General features: G+C 51.2%; 11 protein-coding genes. 10 read left to right on the forward strand and 1 reads right to left on the reverse strand.

The genetic code is table 11. The annotated features are described in order from the left end of the window. The first annotated feature begins 55 nt into the window (after window positions 1-55). From AC0YN3_RS13600 to AC0YN3_RS13610, 3 genes are all read left to right on the forward strand, one after another. Window positions 56-1336 (forward strand): DUF445 domain-containing protein, encoded by a 1281-nt coding sequence (locus tag AC0YN3_RS13600; RefSeq protein WP_475775560.1) that lies wholly within the window; start codon window positions 56-58, stop codon window positions 1334-1336. Continuing rightward, complete coding sequence (locus AC0YN3_RS13605) at window positions 1337-2671, forward strand: DUF445 domain-containing protein (protein WP_475775561.1); 1335 nt, start codon at window positions 1337-1339, stop codon at window positions 2669-2671. It begins immediately after the preceding gene. Window positions 2672-2846: 175 nt separating this feature from the next. Further along, a complete protein-coding gene (locus AC0YN3_RS13610; RefSeq protein ID WP_475775562.1) occupies window positions 2847-4478 on the forward strand; it encodes a response regulator transcription factor in 1632 nt (543 codons plus the stop codon). A gap of 110 nt (window positions 4479-4588) precedes the next feature. On the opposite strand, the gene AC0YN3_RS13615 is transcribed toward AC0YN3_RS13610, so the two are convergent. After that, window positions 4589-7324, reverse strand: coding sequence for an alpha-mannosidase (locus AC0YN3_RS13615; protein ID WP_475775563.1), 2736 nt, complete (start codon window positions 7322-7324; stop codon window positions 4589-4591). A 251-nt stretch (window positions 7325-7575) separates the two neighbouring features. Between AC0YN3_RS13615 and AC0YN3_RS13620 the strand changes: the two genes are divergently transcribed. From AC0YN3_RS13620 to AC0YN3_RS13650, 7 genes are all read left to right on the forward strand, one after another. Further along, window positions 7576-9387, forward strand: coding sequence for a sensor histidine kinase (locus AC0YN3_RS13620; protein ID WP_475775564.1), 1812 nt, complete (start codon window positions 7576-7578; stop codon window positions 9385-9387). Between the two features lie 20 nt (window positions 9388-9407). Continuing rightward, window positions 9408-10751: an ABC transporter substrate-binding protein gene (locus AC0YN3_RS13625; protein ID WP_475775565.1), complete on the forward strand. Its 1344-nt coding sequence runs from the start codon at window positions 9408-9410 to the stop codon at window positions 10749-10751. A 211-nt stretch (window positions 10752-10962) separates the two neighbouring features. Beyond that, a complete protein-coding gene (locus tag AC0YN3_RS13630) occupies window positions 10963-11889 on the forward strand; it encodes an ABC transporter permease (RefSeq protein ID WP_183558022.1) in 927 nt (308 codons plus the stop codon). 33 nt (window positions 11890-11922) lie between these two features. Continuing rightward, complete coding sequence (locus AC0YN3_RS13635) at window positions 11923-12807, forward strand: carbohydrate ABC transporter permease (RefSeq protein ID WP_475775566.1); 885 nt, start codon at window positions 11923-11925, stop codon at window positions 12805-12807. A 56-nt stretch (window positions 12808-12863) separates the two neighbouring features. Further along, window positions 12864-14414, forward strand: a complete 1551-nt coding sequence (locus AC0YN3_RS13640; RefSeq protein ID WP_475775567.1) for an extracellular solute-binding protein — start codon at window positions 12864-12866, stop codon at window positions 14412-14414. A gap of 324 nt (window positions 14415-14738) precedes the next feature. Continuing rightward, window positions 14739-16880, forward strand: a complete 2142-nt coding sequence (locus tag AC0YN3_RS13645; RefSeq protein WP_475775568.1) for a carbohydrate-binding protein — start codon at window positions 14739-14741, stop codon at window positions 16878-16880. A 233-nt stretch (window positions 16881-17113) separates the two neighbouring features. Then, on the forward strand, window positions 17114-17770 hold the full coding sequence (locus AC0YN3_RS13650) for an HAD family hydrolase (protein ID WP_475775569.1): 657 nt from the start codon (window positions 17114-17116) through the stop codon (window positions 17768-17770). Window positions 17771-17915: the final 145 nt, after the last annotated feature.

A 17915-nucleotide genomic window follows, 5' to 3' on the forward strand; every position in this document is an offset into this window, starting at 1 on the left:
CCCTAAGTTATGGGATAATTAATAAGGTAAAGATCACCAGGAATGGAGCATAGCCATGAACAATTTCAGCATAAAGAAAAAAGCGGACTTGGCACTGCTTTTTTCTGCTATCGGCATATTTGTCGCTTTTCCGTTCCATGACTCGTTTGTAGGCGGGTTTTTGTTTTCATTGTTTAGCGCGGCAACGATCGGCGGGCTTGCCGATTCATTCGCCGTGAGTGCCTTGTTCGGCAATCCGCTGCGGATCAAATGGCCATCGTGGATGGGTACGAATATCATTGCGCGCAATCGGGAGCGGCTGATCGGAGAGCTTGTCAAAATGGTTCAGAACGACCTGCTGACCATCCCGAATATAAAGGAGCGGCTCGATGAATACAACATTGCCGAGGTGTTGGTGACGTATTTGAAGGAGCATGGCGGCGAAGAAGGGGTCAACGATATTTTGCAGCAGGTTGCGAATGATGTGATCACGACCATCGATTTGCGGGAGCTGGCCAAAACCGTGCAAACCTTTCTGCTTGAGCATGCCGATTCGGTACCCGTATCGAACATTGCCGCCGATGTCGGGGATTGGACGATTAGAAACGGCTATGATGACCGCATTATCGAATTCATGATACCCGAATTGATCAAAATCGTGAAATCGGCCGTATTTGGCTCCGTCGTGGATCAAATCGTGAAATCGGCGATTAAATCGTACGAAGGCGATAAGTTCAGAAGGAAGCTCATTGATTTCACGGCTGGTCTTGAGGCTGCCAATATTAGCGGAAGATTGCAGGATTGGCTCGTTTCCTTCCTGGAGAAATTCCATGGCGAGGACCATCCCCAGCGCCAACAGATCAAAGCTTTCATTGCGCGATTCGTGGATCGTCTACGCACCGACGAGCAGCTGAGGGAGCGGATAGAAGCGGGCAAGCTCAGCCTGCTGGCAGCCGTGAAGTCCGATATTAAGCTGGATGTATTCATTGAGCGCGGACTCGAGGCGCTTCGAAAGGCTGCTGCCGACAATGCCGAGGGACAGCTTGCGCGATATCCTTGGATCAAGGATAAGGTCCGCGAAGGAGTCGGCTACCTGGAAAGCAATGGCGAACTGCTTGAGCGCATCGATCAGTACGTGAAGACGACGGTGCTGAAATGGATCGAGCAGAAGCATTCTTATATCGGGAAGCTCGTTACCGACAAGCTGAACGATTTCTCCGAGGAGGAGCTTATTTCGCTCGTGAAAGAGAAAGCGGGCAAGGATCTGCAATACATTCGGATCAATGGCATCGGAGTCGGCGCGCTTATCGGCGTCGTGCTGCATCTTGCAACGTTTTGGATCGGAGGGCATGCTTAAATGGCAATGAGAAAAAAAGCAAATCGCAGCTTGGTTATTTTGGCCATCCTATTCGTCATTGCCGCATGCTGCTTGTACGTATTCCCGGATAGCTGGTGGACGCGAATGCTTCTCTATACGACGGAAGCGGGGCTTGTCGGCGCATTGGCTGATTTGTTCGCGGTAACGGTGCTGTTCCGCCATCCTTTCGGCTGGAAGTGGATTCCCCACACGGCTATCATTCCCAAAAATCGCGATAAGCTGATTGAAGGCGTCGCGAATATGGTAGAGCAGCAGCTGCTCAGCAAGGATCTGCTCAAGGAGAAGGTTAAGCACATTTCGCTTGTCGAGATCGGCATTGCTTGGATCGACCGCCGGCCGTCAGGCATGCTGTCGGAGCAGGGGTGGAGAGTGGTATCCACCTTGCTCGCCAAGCTCGATATGAAAGGAATTTCAATCATTATTGACGAGAAAGCGCGTAGCGGCTTTGGCAAGGTCAATCTGTCCCCTTATGCGGGCAAGGCGCTCAAATGGGTCATGGACAAAGGCAATTTCCAAGTATGGCTTAGCCAGATCGTTGAGCTTGCGGCGGAACGCGCGGCAGACGAGCGAATGAAGCCCATCATCCGGGAGCTGCTTGGGAAAGAGAAGGAGAAGTTCGTTAATCAAGGAAGCATCTTCTCCAAGTGGCTCAAAAAGATGGCCGTAGAGATTGCTGAATCGACTAATGCGCTTAATCTCGACGACGCCACGAACGTATTGTTCGAGGATTTGCAGCTGTTGATCGATGATCTGCGGAATCCGCAGCATGAGCTGCGCGTGCTGCTTGAGAGCATGGTCTATCAGCTAGCCGACAATTTGCAGAATCGGGAGGATGTCGCTGCCGCGGTCAGCGAGTGGAGGGATGAGATGATCGACAAAATCTCATTGCTTCCTACGATTGAAGCATTACTCGGGAATATCAAGCAGCTGCTCGTTCATGAGCCAAGTCTGCAGCTTGCCGTTCAAGAAAAGCATACGGTTAACCCTTCCGATATCAAAGCGCTGATTAACGACTTCATTGCTTCGTATTGGGACTGGTTCAAAGCCAATGAGGAGACAAAGGGCTGGCTGGAGCAATATGTCCAGAAATTCGTCAACAAAATGATCGAGACGGAGCATGCCATAATTGGCGTTATCGTGCGCAAGACGCTAGAAGGCTTTACCGAACAGAAGCTCGTTTACTTTATTGAAAGCAAGGTCGAAACGGATTTGCAGCGCATACGGCTCAATGGGGCCTATATCGGTTCTGCGCTTGGCGCAGCGTTTTACCTGCTGCTGTACGGCATTTACGAGCCGCTGTTGCAGCTGTTTTAAGAAGAAGCTTTCACCTTTTCGGGATTCCGGGGGTGAAGGCTTCTGTTTATTTAAAACAACCCCATAAAGTTTGCTTTTACCCCCGTGCAATCCAAAATAGAGTCAGGTAGTATGGAGATATGAAGCAGCAAGCAGAGCACGGCTCACGAATATGCAATAGAGGCGGGGTGGAAGGATGCTGCGAGTACTTATCGTAGATGATGAATTCGAGATTCGCGAAGGTTTACGAAACCGCTTTCCTTGGGATTCCTACGGAATCGACGAGGTATTGACAGCCGATGACGGAGATACGGCGCTTATGCTTGCGCTTGATAAGAGACCCGATCTCATCGTGACCGATATCAAAATGAACCGGATGTCCGGGCTTGATTTCCTTCGGGGGTTGGTACCCGTTCAGGATTATAAACCGGAGTCCATTGTCGTCAGCGGATATGATGATTTCGAGCTGGTGAAGCAAGCGATGCAAATCGGCGTGCTGGATTACATTTTAAAGCCAATTAATTTGAAAGAGCTGGACCAGATCGTGTGCACCATGATCGACCGTATTCAGAAGCGGCAGCTCGATCAGCATAACGAGCAGCTGCTGCTGAGCCAAGTCAAATTCGCGATTCCGAAGATGCGTGATGAGCTGCTCAAAGAAATGATCGAGCAGGACTATGATCCGTACCGCGGTGCAAGAAGACGGCATCGCCTGCAAACGCTGGACCTCGAATGGATCGCCGAGCAGCAGTTAACGTTGGCAGTCATCGAGGCCGATGATTTGAAGGCGATTGAAAACCGTCAGGCTCGGGAGAAGGATCTGATCCTCTTCGGTATCGGCAATGTGGTGAATCAAACGCTGGAGGAGGAGAACCCTAATCCCTTCGTCCTTTGCACGGATAGCTTCGGCCGCTGGGTTGTCATATTCGGCTGTCCGCGTCCTGAGCATGCCGAACAGAGCCAGGGCATGGCACAGCTTTGCATTCAAAGAATCAATGAATTCGTTAAAGTCAAAGCGAGTGCGGGGATGCGCACGACGCCTTGTACGTTCGAGCATCTTCATGAGATGTTCGCCGAAGCGGTGAACGTGCTGGAACAGAAAGCGGTATACGGAGGGAACCGGTTATTCACGGAGCAAGGTCTTTATTACGAGGGTGATGGCGGTGATTTATCCCTGAGCGAGCCCGATGAGGTGCTGGACCTTGTGAAATACGGCTCCAATGAGGACATTACGGCGGCGATGGAGCGATTTGTCGAGATGGTCCAAGCCTGGCGGCTCAGCCAGCTGAGAGACATTCAGCAAAAAATATTCGAGTGGCTGTTTGAAGTATTCCGCCGTGCGGCTTCGGCAGGCATACCGAATAAGGCTTGGGGCAGCAATCCAATTGCCGTGTGGGAACAGCTCGAGCAATTCGATACGCTGCAGTCGCTTCGGGAGCAAACGGAGATGTTCCTGCATGCAATTGCCGCAGATTTCCGCAAGCTGTCCGCGACGCCAAGCCAGATCGTCACCGAAGCGGAGAAAATTCTGCACCGTGATTATGCCGAGAGCTTGACGCTCCAAAGCGTAGCGCAGGCCGTGCATGTTACGCCGGTTTGGTTAAGCAAGCTGTTTAAGAAAGAAAAACGAAAGACGTTTTTGGAGTATTTGACGGAAATCAGAATCGAGAAGGCAAAGGACATGCTAGGCGATATTCAGCATAAGGTATATCAAATTTCTTATCAGGTGGGGTACAAGGACCCGGTGCATTTCTCTAAGCTGTTCAAGAAACAGGTGGGCTGTACGCCTAAGGAATATCGGAGACAAAGAGGCATTGCGGAAGAGTAACACTTTCCCTATCCAACCATTCACGTACAACAAGAGGCAGCTTCCAGGTAGATTGTGCTTAACCTAGGGAAGCTGCCTCTCGTTTATTTGCAGAGGTTCACGTAACGGTGTTATTTCGAAATGCCAGGCAGCCCGATCGTAATGATCTTGTAAGGGGCGACTTCAATCGTGTTGCTAACCAAATCTTGGCTATTGTCCTCCATAATGGTGCTTATATACGCGCCGGTTGAGGCATCCGGATGCAGGGCAAGATGAATGTCGGAGCTGCCCAGATTATACCACCGAGCCATGCTGTCTCCTCGCTCCTCGTTGACCTTTAGGCTGGAGAAGGCGAGCTGATCGCCGTTCCACTTCAGGAAATCATGTACGGGGGGAAGCTCTCCCTCGTGTAAGCTGGCGCCGATGACGGTAAGAGGAACCGGGTAGCGGTACGCTTCTCGGTATGCCTCGAACCGTTCAGCTTCGCCAGCATAAGGAAGCAGCAGCCATTCGGCTTCGTTCGTACCTAGGCACTGCGCTTCCGGCGTATGGAAGACGCCCCAATCGCCAAGCTCGCCTACTGCGCGCAGCAGCGTCAAGGCAATAGTGCTTCTGCCATCCTGCAGCACCTCGTATTCATTCAAGCCTTTGCCTGCGACCGTGAACCCGCGTTGGTCGTCATGCACATCGATGAAGGCTTGCATGTGCTGGCAATTGCTAGGATTCTCCCATTCTTTCTCGGGAATGTTATTTCTTTGCGCAACCTCGAAGATCGAATCGGCAAAATGAGTATCCGCCATAATGTCGGTCGGCAGCAGAACCCGTAGCCTATGGTCTTTGGACTGATTCTCGATACGCGCATGCGTATGCACGCCTTTCCCTTCGCGCTCCAGGCTGAGGCGCGTTACAATGACCAACGGGACAAGCTCTTCCGATCTAGCGGCTTTCCGCTCGCGGAACTCGACCATGGTGCGAATCTCGCCAGCGAGACGATCATCCGCCTCCGCCGGTATGGCCAGGCGATGTACGATTTCAATCGCTGCTCGGAAGGGGGTATCCTCCACGATTCGGATTTCGGGTCTGCTGCCTTTGGTTGTCAACGCGGCGTCAGAGATGGGCTGTTTGAAAATATACTCATTGCCAATATCGCCTACATTCTCATAGTGACCGAGATCAAGAAAGAGCTGCCGGCTGTTTTTGTCATAAAGCGAATAACTGCCGTCCTCTTCAACCGAAAGCCGAAGATGGCGGTTCTCAAGTGTCCAATCTCCCGTAATGAGCGATTCCTTGGCTGTTGATTCCGAACTGTCGCCAGCGCGGCTCGGAATCCACGCAAAGCTGCCGTAGCCCATCGAAGGCAATACCCCGGTCTCGAAGGTTAGGCGAAGCGCGCGGGCCATGTACGGCTGACGAAATTTGTCCTTCGGCAAATCATAGCCGAAGCGGACGCCGAGATCCTCGGCGCTGAACGCCACGCGTTTCCCGCTCGCATCGACCAAATAGCCATCTGCGAACGTTCGCTCGCTCACTTGCTGCGCGATAGCGACAGGATTCTCGCTTTGATCGAAGTAACGGTGCGACCACTCAACCTCGGCGGTGACGACGGAAGAGCCTTCGTATCCGCTGGTGTTGAATACGATTAAAGGCGCGGCGTCGGGTCCGAATGAAGCAAAGGGTGTCGTGTCTACCTTGCTGGCAATAAATGTGGCGCTCTCGGTGATTAGCGCTTTGCCAACCTCCATGCTTTTGGCAAAACGCGTCTTCATTTCCTGGTATACTTCGTCCACGCTGCAGCCGCAAATGCTGTCATGCGGATGGTTCTGCATCAACGTTTTCCAAGCATATTGCAGAAGGCCGTGCGGATATGCCTTGCCAAGCTGATAGGCGAGCGTGGACAGCGGCTCGGCGATCTTCTCTAGAAGCGTCTGGTTCCGCGCGTTAAGCTGCTTGATATAGACTCTTGCGGATGCCGTGTTGACGAGAGAATACCAGCCATCCGTTTTCTGGCCGCGAAGCTCGCCTTGCGTCAGGCTGAGGCTGGATGGCTTATCCGCATGCAGCGCTTTCTTGTAGTCGTCGAAATTAGAGTGGATGAATTCATAATCCGGGAAAAGCTCGCGGGCGACGCGCAGCGCCTCGGACAAATTGGTCTGAATCGGCTGATGGTCGCAGCCGTTCATGAGCAGGAGATGCGGAGTAGACGCGTATTGCTCCGCTCTGGCCAACCGATGCTCCCAATAAGGCTTTGCGAGTGCCGGATCAACGGGAATTTCCATGCCGTTGTTATACCAGTTGGCAAACAGAATTCCTAGGACGCTTGAACCGTCTGGCGCCTGCCAGATCAGCTCGGAGTAGGGAGATTCAAGCCCTGCGGTATCCTCGACGCGGTTATTGAATCCAGTCGCTTTGACGCCTCTGCCGAATACGGCGGTATCAATGCCGGCTTGGCGGAGCAGCTGCGCCGCTTGCCCCATATTGCCAAAGGAATCAGGGAAATAACCAAGCTTTGAGATAGGCCCGAACTTGCGGGCGTCATTGTGTCCAATTTGCAGGTTGCGGACATTTGCTTCGCTGCTCGTTAGGAACTCATCCTGCAAAATATACCAAGGTCCCAGGGAAAGCTTGCCTTCATCGCATAGCCGCGCGATGGTCTCGCGCTTCTCCGGGTATACCTGCAAATAATCGTCCAAAATAATCGTTTGTCCGTCGAGATAGAAGCTGCGGAATTCAGGATCGTTCTCGAATGTATCCAGCAGCGTGTCCATCGTTTCAACCAGCTTCACATGATGGGCTTCGTAAGGCATATACCATTCCCGATCCCAATGGGTATGGGAAATGACATGAACCACCCGCTTCGATGCAGTCATCGTTGTTCCTCTTTTCCGTGGAAGGTTTGATCGTACGCCATTAGTGTAAAGAATCGCCCGAGGCGCTTCAATGAGGCAAACCGAAACTTTAAAGTGAATTATTATCGTTTCGGGGGAGAATGTGGGTAAAGGCGTAAGGAAGCGACTAAGCAAGCTAGAAATACATATTGCATCAACAGCGGATTGAAGGTTAAAATCGAGGACAAGCTTATTTAAGCGAGTGGGGAATATCGGAAAGCAGGTGCTTGCAGATGAACAAAGTTTCCTTTCGGCTCGCTTCATCCTTCCGCAATCGGATGATTCTTATTTTCTTCATGATTATCATTGTGCCATTCCTGCTATTTGCCTATTACGCGCATATCAAGTCCATAGAAGGCATCTCCAATACGAATACAAAGATGTCGATGAGCTATTTGCTGCAGGCACGAAAAAACTTTGAGATTTACCTTGGCAAGCTTAATGAGCAGGTCAATGAAGTGATTGGCAACAAGGACCTTCAGGAGCTGCTGGAGAGGGAGCCTTTAGGCCGCGCAGAAGAGGAAGCGTTTACAGTCAACCTGCTGACCGCTCTCTATCAAGCGACGCCGGTCATCGATGCGTTCAGGGTCAAGGTGTATCCGATCATACCGACAAACTATCCGTCCTATATGAGGACCATCGACGAATCGATACGGATTGGGGACCAATATTGGTTTCAGCGCTCCAAATCGACGGTGAGCCCGACTTGGTATTTAACGATGCCGAAGCAGGGGAAATACGGGAAGCCGCTGCTTTCGTACGTGAAACGTTTCTCGGGTTTATACGATCAGAAGCTGAGAGGGATCATCGCAACCGATTTGTCCGAGGATTACCTGAAACGTTACTTCTCGCCATCGGACCAGCTGAAAGACCAGAAACTGCTACTCATCAATGAGCAAGGAGTGGTTCATTACGATTCCACGGCCAATGAATGGACAGGGAAGGAATTCCCGTCCGCTGCGCTCATTTCATACATAAAGTCAGGTGACGAGGGGTCTACTTCCATTGCGGTAGAAGGACAAACCTATCTCGCTACCCATCTGAAGATGGCGAACCATCCATGGACGATCGTCAGCCTTACTCCGCTGCACGAGCTGACTGGAACCATAGATGAGATCAACCGGATGCTCGTTATTTTTCTTGTGGTTTATCTCGTCTGCTGCATTAGCGTGGTCTTTTACATTACCGCGTATTACACGCAGCCAATCGCGCATCTTGTCCGCTTAATGCGGAGGCTGGAGGCTGACAATCTGCATTACCTGCTGCCCTGGTCGTCGCGAAAGGATGAGGTTGGCTGGCTGTACCGTGGGGTAAGCAATCTCGTGCAGCGGATTGAGGGATTAATCAAGGAGGCAGCGCTCTCGGAGCGCAACAAGAAGGTGCTGGAGTTTCAAGTGCTCAGCCATCAGATCAATCCGCATTTTCTTTACAATACGCTGGAGTCCATACGGTGGAAAGCGGAAAATCACGGACGAAGCGACATTAGCGAGATGGTATCCGCGCTCGGCAACCTGCTCCGGCTCAGCTTGAACCAAGGCAAGGAGATTACGACGCTGCGAAGGGAAATTGAGCAGGTAAAAGCGTACGTGCTGATTGAGCAGGCGCGGATGGGCAAGGCTGTCCGCATCTTGTATGCCTGCGAGGATGCTTCGATGGATTTGCCATTTTTGCGGCTGCTTCTGCAGCCGCTGATAGAGAACGCGATCCAGCACAGCGTAAGGGAAGATTTCGACAAAGGCAAAATCATGATTACGTCCAGGGTCGAGCAGGAGGACATCGTGATTGAACTCGCGGACAACGGCAAAGGCATACCGGATTCTGTTCTGGAAGAGCTGGAGAAGCCGGAGGAGCCAACCGCGGCATTCAACCAATCACGCAGAGGCGTCGGACTGCGCAACGTGAACGACCGTTTGAAGCTGTATTTTGGGGAAGCCTATAAACTAAAGATCGAGACAGCGCCCGGGGCAGGGACCAAAATTACGCTAAGGCATCCGATTCTGAAGGAGGGCCAGGAGCCGGATTCGATTGGAATGGGTAAAGCATAAGGATCAAAGGAGGCATTACCTTGATAAACAAACGTACTTTTACATTTGTTCTAAGTATACTCCTGATGGTTATGCTCGTTCTCACCTCATGCACAATGAAGAACGTGGAGAACGGGGACAAGGCAAAAAAGGCAGAGCAAGATCAGACTAAAGCTCCCGTAACGCTTAAGCTCCTGACCTGGGCGGATGATACCTATCAGGAGCTGTATGATAAATTCAACGCGAAATATCCTTGGATTACGATCGAACCGATTCAGATTGACGGCGGAGACGACACGATCATGGACCGCATTATTGCGCTTCAGGCAGCGGGAACGCCAGCTGATCTCACTTGGGTCGTCGGTGACCTTCTGCGGTATGAGGAAAGCGGCTTGCTGGAAAACTTGAAGCCCTATATGGATAAAGACCGTTCCTTCCAAAACAAAGTGCTGCCGGATGGCTATTTCGATACGATGGTCTTTAATGGCCGCAGGCTGGCCGTACCGTTCGTTGACGTGCCGATGTGGATTATCGTCAATAAGGATCTGCTCGCGAGGCATGGCATTGACATGCCTCCCAATGATTGGACTTTCGATGACTTCCGAGATATTGCGAGGCGCGTAACGGACCCATCTGCAGGAGAATACGGACTGACGACGAACAGCGACTTTGTCATGCGCTTGCTGCCGATGAAATCGGCTGCCGATGGCCATGCCCCCAATTTGGCGTATTTGAATGAACGGTTGACCCAGAGCTTGCTGCATACGCCGAATATATTGGATGATGTGCGCTGGCTGCAGGAATTCGTCACAAAAGATGGCTCTATGCTGTCGTGGGAGGCTGCCGCTGCCAACGGCGAAGTCGTGAGGCAATTTGCGAACGGCAAAACAGCCTTCGAGATCGGCGGCGACTGGCTGCTGCCGAGATTGCAGAAGGAAGCGACATTTGAATGGGACATTCTTCCATTCCCGAGAGGAAAGGTTAGTCAGTATTCTTTCCATATCAATGGACCGCTTGCGCTGCTGAGCGGCTCGCAGCATAAAGAGGAGGCCTATAAATGGATCAGTTTTCAGTTCGAAATGGAAGCGCAGAAATGGAAGATCGAGAAGGGGGCCAATGCTTCGGTCATCGATCCGGAATTGACGGCTTATATTGATCAGGTACCGCTTTGGCAGGGGAAGAACATCGAGGCGGTCAAGATGACGAAGGATAACGGTCTGGTGCTGCCAGGCGCAACGATCCCGGGCTTCTCTGAATACAACTGGATCAATGTGGTCAACGATATCGTTTTTCAAGGACATGACGTGAGCCGCATTATCCCGGAAACCGAGGCTTGGAACAAAAAAACACTGGAGCTCCGGGAGCGTATGAGACGTAAGCCTTGAGCTTGGAGCAGCGCGCTTTTAAAACCGAAAAATGCAGCAAAGAGCCTCCTACTAGCAGATACATCCTGCTGGAAGGAGGCTCTTTTTCTCTATCGGCCCAAGAAGAAAAGAGGAGGATAAAACAAAACAACAAAGGATAAGAATGACTCATAGCAAGCCCAATGGCGCTACTTTAGAATAAAAGTATCACATATGGGAAAGGGAAATCGATATGAAATCAAATGGAGTCATTCGGGAATTGCTTCGAAACCGCACCTTGCTGCTTATGTTCCTGCCCGTCGCGACGCTCCTTTTTCTATTTAATTACTTGCCGCTCGCGGGGCTGGTCATCGCTTTCAAAAACTTCGACTTCGCCAAAGGCATATTCGGAAGCGATTGGATGGATCCGCTGCTCTATAACTTTGAGTACTTGTTTTCATCCTCCACCGCGTTCCGGGCGATTCGAAATACGATCCTGCTGAATGCGTTGTTCATCATGGTAGGCCTGCTGTTCGAAGTAGGGTTCGCCTTGCTGCTGAACGAGATCCGGAACAAATATTTCAAAAGGGTCACGCAATCGCTTACGTTTCTGCCATTCTTTATCTCATGGATCGTCGTTGGCGTCTTCGCCTATAACCTGATGAATTTCGAGAGCGGCGCCATTAACAGATTGCTTGAGAACATCGGCATGCAGCCTATCGACTTCTACAGCGAAGCGGGCTTGTGGCCGCTTATCCTGACGATTGCCGTGAGGTGGAAGGTAACCGGCTACGGCACGATTATCTATTTGGCGGCACTAACCTCCATTGACAATTCTTATTACGAGGCGGCTTCGATTGACGGCGCCACGCGTTGGCAGCAAATTCGCTACATCAGCATTCCGATGCTGAGGCCGACGATTATTATACTGACGCTGCTTGCGGTCGGACGAATCATGAATGCGGACTTCGGCATGTTCTACGCCATGGTCGGAGATGCGTCCCTCTTGTTCCCGACTACAGATGTCATTGATACATTCGTTTATCGCAGCTTGCGCAAATCGGGAGATATCGGCATGGCATCCGCCGCTGGCTTCCTGCAGTCGATTATCGCTTTCGTGCTCATAATCGGAAGTAATTACGCGGCTCGCAAAATCGACAAGGATTCGGCGATTTTCTAAAACGTCTTTTCACATCAAGGGAGGTTCACCTATATGCTTGCCAAAAAAATGTCCATATCGCAAACGGTCATCATGATTGCCATCTCCCTGTTCAGCCTGTCCTGCCTGTTCCCATTTATAATGGTCATTTCGGGCTCGCTCAGCACGGAGAAGGACATTATGGACTATGGCTACTTGCTCTGGCCGAAGACGGTAACGTTCGATTCCTACCGGATTCTGTTTCTCGGCTCCACCCGAATTATCGACGCTTACGGCGTTAGCTTATTCGTAACGATAGTCGGTACGGTGCTTTCATTGTTCGTAACGAGCATGGGCGCTTACGTGATGGCGAGAAGGTCATTCAAGTATAGAAACATATTGTCCATCTATGTTATCGTCACTATGCTTTTTAACGGGGGACTTGTCCCTTGGTACATTATTTGCGTCAGATACCTGGATCTGAAAGATACGTTATGGGCGCTTATCCTGCCGATGCTGGCCAATGCGTTCAACATGTTCCTCATTCGCAATTTCATGCTGTCGATCCCAGAGGATATGAACGAATCGGCCAAAATGGACGGGGCAGGCGACTTCAAAATCTTCTATAGCCTAATCCTGCCTCTCTCATTGCCCGTGCTTGCCACGGTTGGCTTGTTCGTTGCCCTAAGCTATTGGAATGACTGGTTCCTTGGCCTCATGTTCGTCGACAAGCAAGAGCTGCAGCCGCTGCAGCTGCTGCTGCGAACGCTCATCTCCAACGTGGAGTTTCTCAAGAGCTCAAGCAACGCTTCGGCGATGCAGCGCATCTCGGCGCAGATTCCATCCGAATCGATTAAGATGGCGCTTACGGTCATCACGATCGGGCCGATTATTTTCCTATATCCGTTCGTTCAGCGTTTTTTCGTAAAGGGTTTAATGGTTGGCGCCGTAAAAGGATGACTATGTCGGCTTCAGCCGTGTAGTATATAAATCACAAGCTAAGGGGAGAGATTCAGATGAAAAAAAGAAAAGCGAAGCTGCCGTTATTGCTGGCTGCTGTAATGCTGCTTACCGTAATGCTGGCTGCGTGCAGCTCGAACAACGGGAATACGCCAAGCAATGACAAAGCAACGAACGCGCCCTCCGGGGAATCCGGCGAGAAGCTGGAGGATGAGGTGACGCTCAAGTTCTATTTCGGCGGGGATAAAAAAGCGGCTACGGACGAGGTATGGTCCAAGGTCAGCGAGTACGTAAAGGCGAAGGGCTTGAACGTGAAGTTCGACATCAACTTTATCCCGTTCGGCGATTTCAAGGAAAAAATGCTCGTTATGGCTGCTTCTGGCGATAACTGGGATATGAACTTCGACGGCGATTGGCTGTCGTACAAGCAGATGGCTGCCAAAGGCTCGTACATGGCGCTGAACGATCTGCTTCCCGAATTTGCGCCTAATCTTATGAAGAAGTACGAGGAGCAGGGTACGCTTGCGGCTGCTACCGTAAACGGCAACATCGTTGGCCTTCCTTGGACGATGAAGATGAACGAGCGTAAGTTCACCGGATGGCGCTCCGACCTTGTCGAGAAAGCTGGCCTTGATATACCGGCTGGTTCGATTAAGACAATCGAGGACGTTGACCGCTTGCTGCGCGAGCTGAAGAAGGCTTACCCGAACGAAAGAATTTCCCGGACGCCGCCCGTATCGCTCATTATGATCCGCGACGAGTGGGTAGACCTTAATTTCCACGGACTCGGCTTCTACTTGGCTGACGACAAAATTACGGTTCAAGCGGTTGAGCAGCAGCCTTTCTATCTGGAAGCGGCAAAGCTGGCAAAGGTGTGGTATGACGATAATCTGATCAATAGAGACGCAATGATTGATAAGTCGGACGAAGCAGCTGAGTGGAGAAACGGCAAAAAACTGTTTACGGTCACTTCCCATGAATGGGTAAGCGCGAATCCGGGCTTCTCCGATCCAGCATTCAAAATGGAATCGGCTGAGCTGTATCCAGACAAACGCTTTGTTAACCGTACGGCGCTCGCTAACGTCGTTGCGATCAACCGCAATTCCAAAAATCCGGAGCGCGTGCTTCGCCTTCTGGATATGATCGAAACCGACAAAACGCTTTATGACCTTGTGCAATACGGGATTGAAGGCAAAACCTACGTGCTGAACGGTGAAACGGCGGAGTATCCGGAAGGCATGGAAACGACGACGAGCAACTACATGGAGTGGGGCGGCCAATGGGCGTTCTGGAAGCCGCAATTCATGCGTCCGACGATGACGTACGGACCTGATTTCTGGGTGAAAGAAGCTGAGTTCGCCAGCAAACCGAACAATGTGAACTCTCCGATCGACGGTTTGTTTATCGCAGAGGACAATATGAAGAACGAGATCGCCAAACGCGATACCGCAAGCGACGAGTTGAACAGGCCGATTGAATTCGGCGTCGTGAAGGATGTGGAGAAGGCGGTAGCGGATTATATCGAAAAACAGAAGAAAAACGGACTGGACGTCATTATTGCCGAAACGCAAAAACAAATTGACGCCTTCCTTGCAACCAAAAAATAATCATTCACCAACGAGAGAAGCCGACCTGAAGCAATGAAGGAAGGCTTCTCTTTTTAAATGCAATGAAAGCGAATACATTCGTAAAATCTGGTTACCGGGCAGATTAATTGCCGCCGTACTCCTGCATCGAATGGACAACCAGCAGCCTTCATCCGCGAGCCTGGTCCCCAGGGACCAGGCTCTTTTTCAATCAACGTGCCTCTTGAACAAGGCAGAAAGTTACTGCTTCGCCGCGCAATTACTCCGAAATAAGAGATAGGAGGTGGTAGGATCGTCAATAATTGCTTGCTTCGCGATTGCAACAACAATTAAAGGAGGAAAAACATGTTCGCAAAAAGCAGAAAAAGTGTATGGCTCATTATCTCCCTCGCTTTGGTGATCATTTCCACGCAGCTGTCATTCTCGCCATCCCAGGTTTCCGCCGCTTCAAATTTAGCGCTTAACAAGCCCGTCACGGCAAGCAGCCACACGCAGGTTTATGCGGCTGCCAACGCAACGGATGGGAATCAGGCTACTTATTGGGAAGGGGCAGCAAACAGCTATCCGAATGGACTGAGAGTCGATCTTGGCAGCAGCGAGGCGGTCAATCAAGTCGTGCTTAAGCTGCCGGTATCTTGGGGAACGCGCACGCAGACGCTATCGATACAAAAAAGCGGTGACGATGCGAGCTATACAACAGTCGCTGCCTCGGCGGACTACGTTTTTAGCGCCGGCTCGAACACGGTTACGATTAATTTCACAAGCACCAGCGCGAGGTATTGGAAGGTAAACGTGACGGCGAATACCGGAGCGACGGGCGGCCAAATTTCGGAGCTGGAGGTTTATGGGCCTTCATCCACGCCTACGCCATCGCCAACCGTTGCCCCAACGGCTGCGCCAAATGCGATATCGGCCTTCGTTCAAACCGCAGCCTCTAGCTACAACAGCCAATTCGGCATCCAGCTGGAATCCTCCAGCGAGGGTGGGCAAAACGTCGCTTACGTAGACAACGGCGACTATATCGCGTTCAACAACGTCGATTTCGGCAGCGGAGCATCATCGGTTTCCCTGCGCGTAGCAAGCCAAACGAGCGGCGGCAATATTGAAATTCGGCTGGACAGCGCCACGGGAACGTTGGCGGGGACCTGCGCCGTAACGGGTACAGGCGGATGGCAGACATGGACGACGAAAAACTGCTCCGTAAATACGATAAGCGGGGTGCATCAGCTGTATTTGAAATTTACGGGCGGAACCGGAAATCTCTTTAATGTACAATGGTTTAAATTCACGGCTCCTGCGGCTGGAGGAGATGTGGTCGGTAAAATATTCGCAGGCTACCAAGGCTGGTTCACAGCTGGGGGCGATGGCTCGCCGCTCAACAACTGGACGCACTGGTCCAAAAACAACAACAACCTATCTCCCAATTCGAACGTAAACGTCGAGATGTATCCGGATATCAGTGAGTATACGAAGCTGTATCAGACGAATCTCGGCAATCTGGGCAATGGTCAGCCTGCCAAGCTATTCTCCTCTTATGACCAGGAAACGGTCAACAAGCATTTCGAATGGATGCAGACGTACAACATTAGCGGTGCCGCGCTGCAACGGTTCGGCGCGGATGCAAGCAGCGCTCCGAACACCTGGAGGCAGAACCGCGACAGCGTTGCCGTGAAGGTGAAGAACGCAGCGGAGTCGTACGGGCGGAAATTTTATGTCATGTACGATATTACGGACCTGAGTCCAACTCAGTGGGTCAACAATGTCAAGACCGACTTCACGAACAATGTGGTGGGCACGATGAATTTGACTGCGTCATCCGCATACGCGAAGCAGGACGGAAAGCCCGTCATATGCATATGGGGTATCGGGTTTACCGATCGTCCCGGTACGGCGGCCGAAGCGGCTGAGCTCATAACATGGTTCAAAAACCAAGGATATTACGTTATTGGCGGTGTTCCCACTCATTGGCGCAACGGGAATGAAGACTCGAAGCCCGGTTTCCTAGACGTGTACAAATCGCTGGATATGCTGTCTCCGTGGTTTGTCGGCAGATTTAGCCAACTTGCAGGAGCGGATCACTACAAAACGAATCAATGGCAGCCGGATTTTGCTTTTACGCAGGCGAACGGCATTGTTTATCAGCCTGTCATCTGGCCCGGCTTTGCGTGGAAGAATATGAAAAACGGGCCGATCAACGAAATTCCTAGGCTGCACGGGGATTTCATGTGGCGCCAGGCTTATAATTTGAAGAGTCTAGGCGTCAATACGGGTTATATTGCCATGTTCGATGAATATGACGAAGCGACAGCCATTGCCAAAGCGGCGGCAAACAGCACGATGATCCCGAACAACCAATATTTTCTGACCCTCGATGCTGACGGCGTTGCCGTGTCGTCAGATTTCTATCTGCGCTTAACCGGCGATATCGCAAGGCTGTTCAGCAATGAAATACCGCTTACCGCGAATCACCCGACGAGCCACCAATAAGCACACTCTCGATTTAAATGAAAAGGCGTGCCTAACTAAGGCTGTTGCAATGCATTCAATTGCAGCAGCCTCTAGCAGGAACGCCTTTTTTTCAAAATATAAGACCTTATAGGCTTCACGCGATAAAGCATTCTCCTACTTCTACGAGAAACGGATACCTTCCTCATGCAGAGGATGGCGTAGCCTTTTTTTCTTGTATATACTAGTAAGAACTAACAGAGAGGGGCTATTACATGAGCACGATCAAGCATATCATATTTGATTTTGACGGAACGCTGGCGGACACTTGGCCTGTTATGTATATGGCTGTTGCAGGCGTATTCCGCCGACATGACAACCGCGAAATATCGATTGAGGATATTTATGCCGTGGCGGGGCCGACAGAACTGCAAATTATCGAAACGCATCTTCGCAACCGCGAACAGGTCGCGGCTGCAGTAAGCGAGTTTTTGACGGATTACGAGCAGCATCACGATGAGCTGGTAGATCGCAGCACGGCAATTGCGGAGCTGCTGCGTACGCTCAGGGAAGCTGGCTTTGGCATAGCCTTATTTACCGGGAAGTCGCGGAGAACGCTTGACATTTCACTCGAAAAGTTGCGCTGGGAAACCGAGTTTGACCATATCATTACGGGTGACGACGTCGAGAAGCGCAAGCCGTCCGCGGAAGGCATTCACCGTATACTGGACAAGCTCGGCTGGTCGCGTGAGCATACCCTATTCGTTGGCGACAGCAATGATGATATGCTTGCTGGCCAAGAAGCAGGCATGCGTACCTTCGCGGCGCAGTGGATGTCGATCGTACAGGACAAGCATTACCTTGTCGAGCCGGAGCGCATCTTCAGCGACGTCGGCGAATTTCAGGCATTTGTTTTGTCGCAAGCTCAGTAATTGCAGCTCAGCTTTCGTTGTTCGAGGGTCCATTTATGCATCATTAATCATTCCGCATAAATGGGGTAAACCGCCAATCATCGGACCTCCATTCCTAATAGCAAGTGGCCAAAGAAGCGTTCCTTCGCGAGGGAACGCTTCTTTG

The sequence above is a fragment of the Paenibacillus sp. J22R232 genome, from assembly GCF_056269165.1.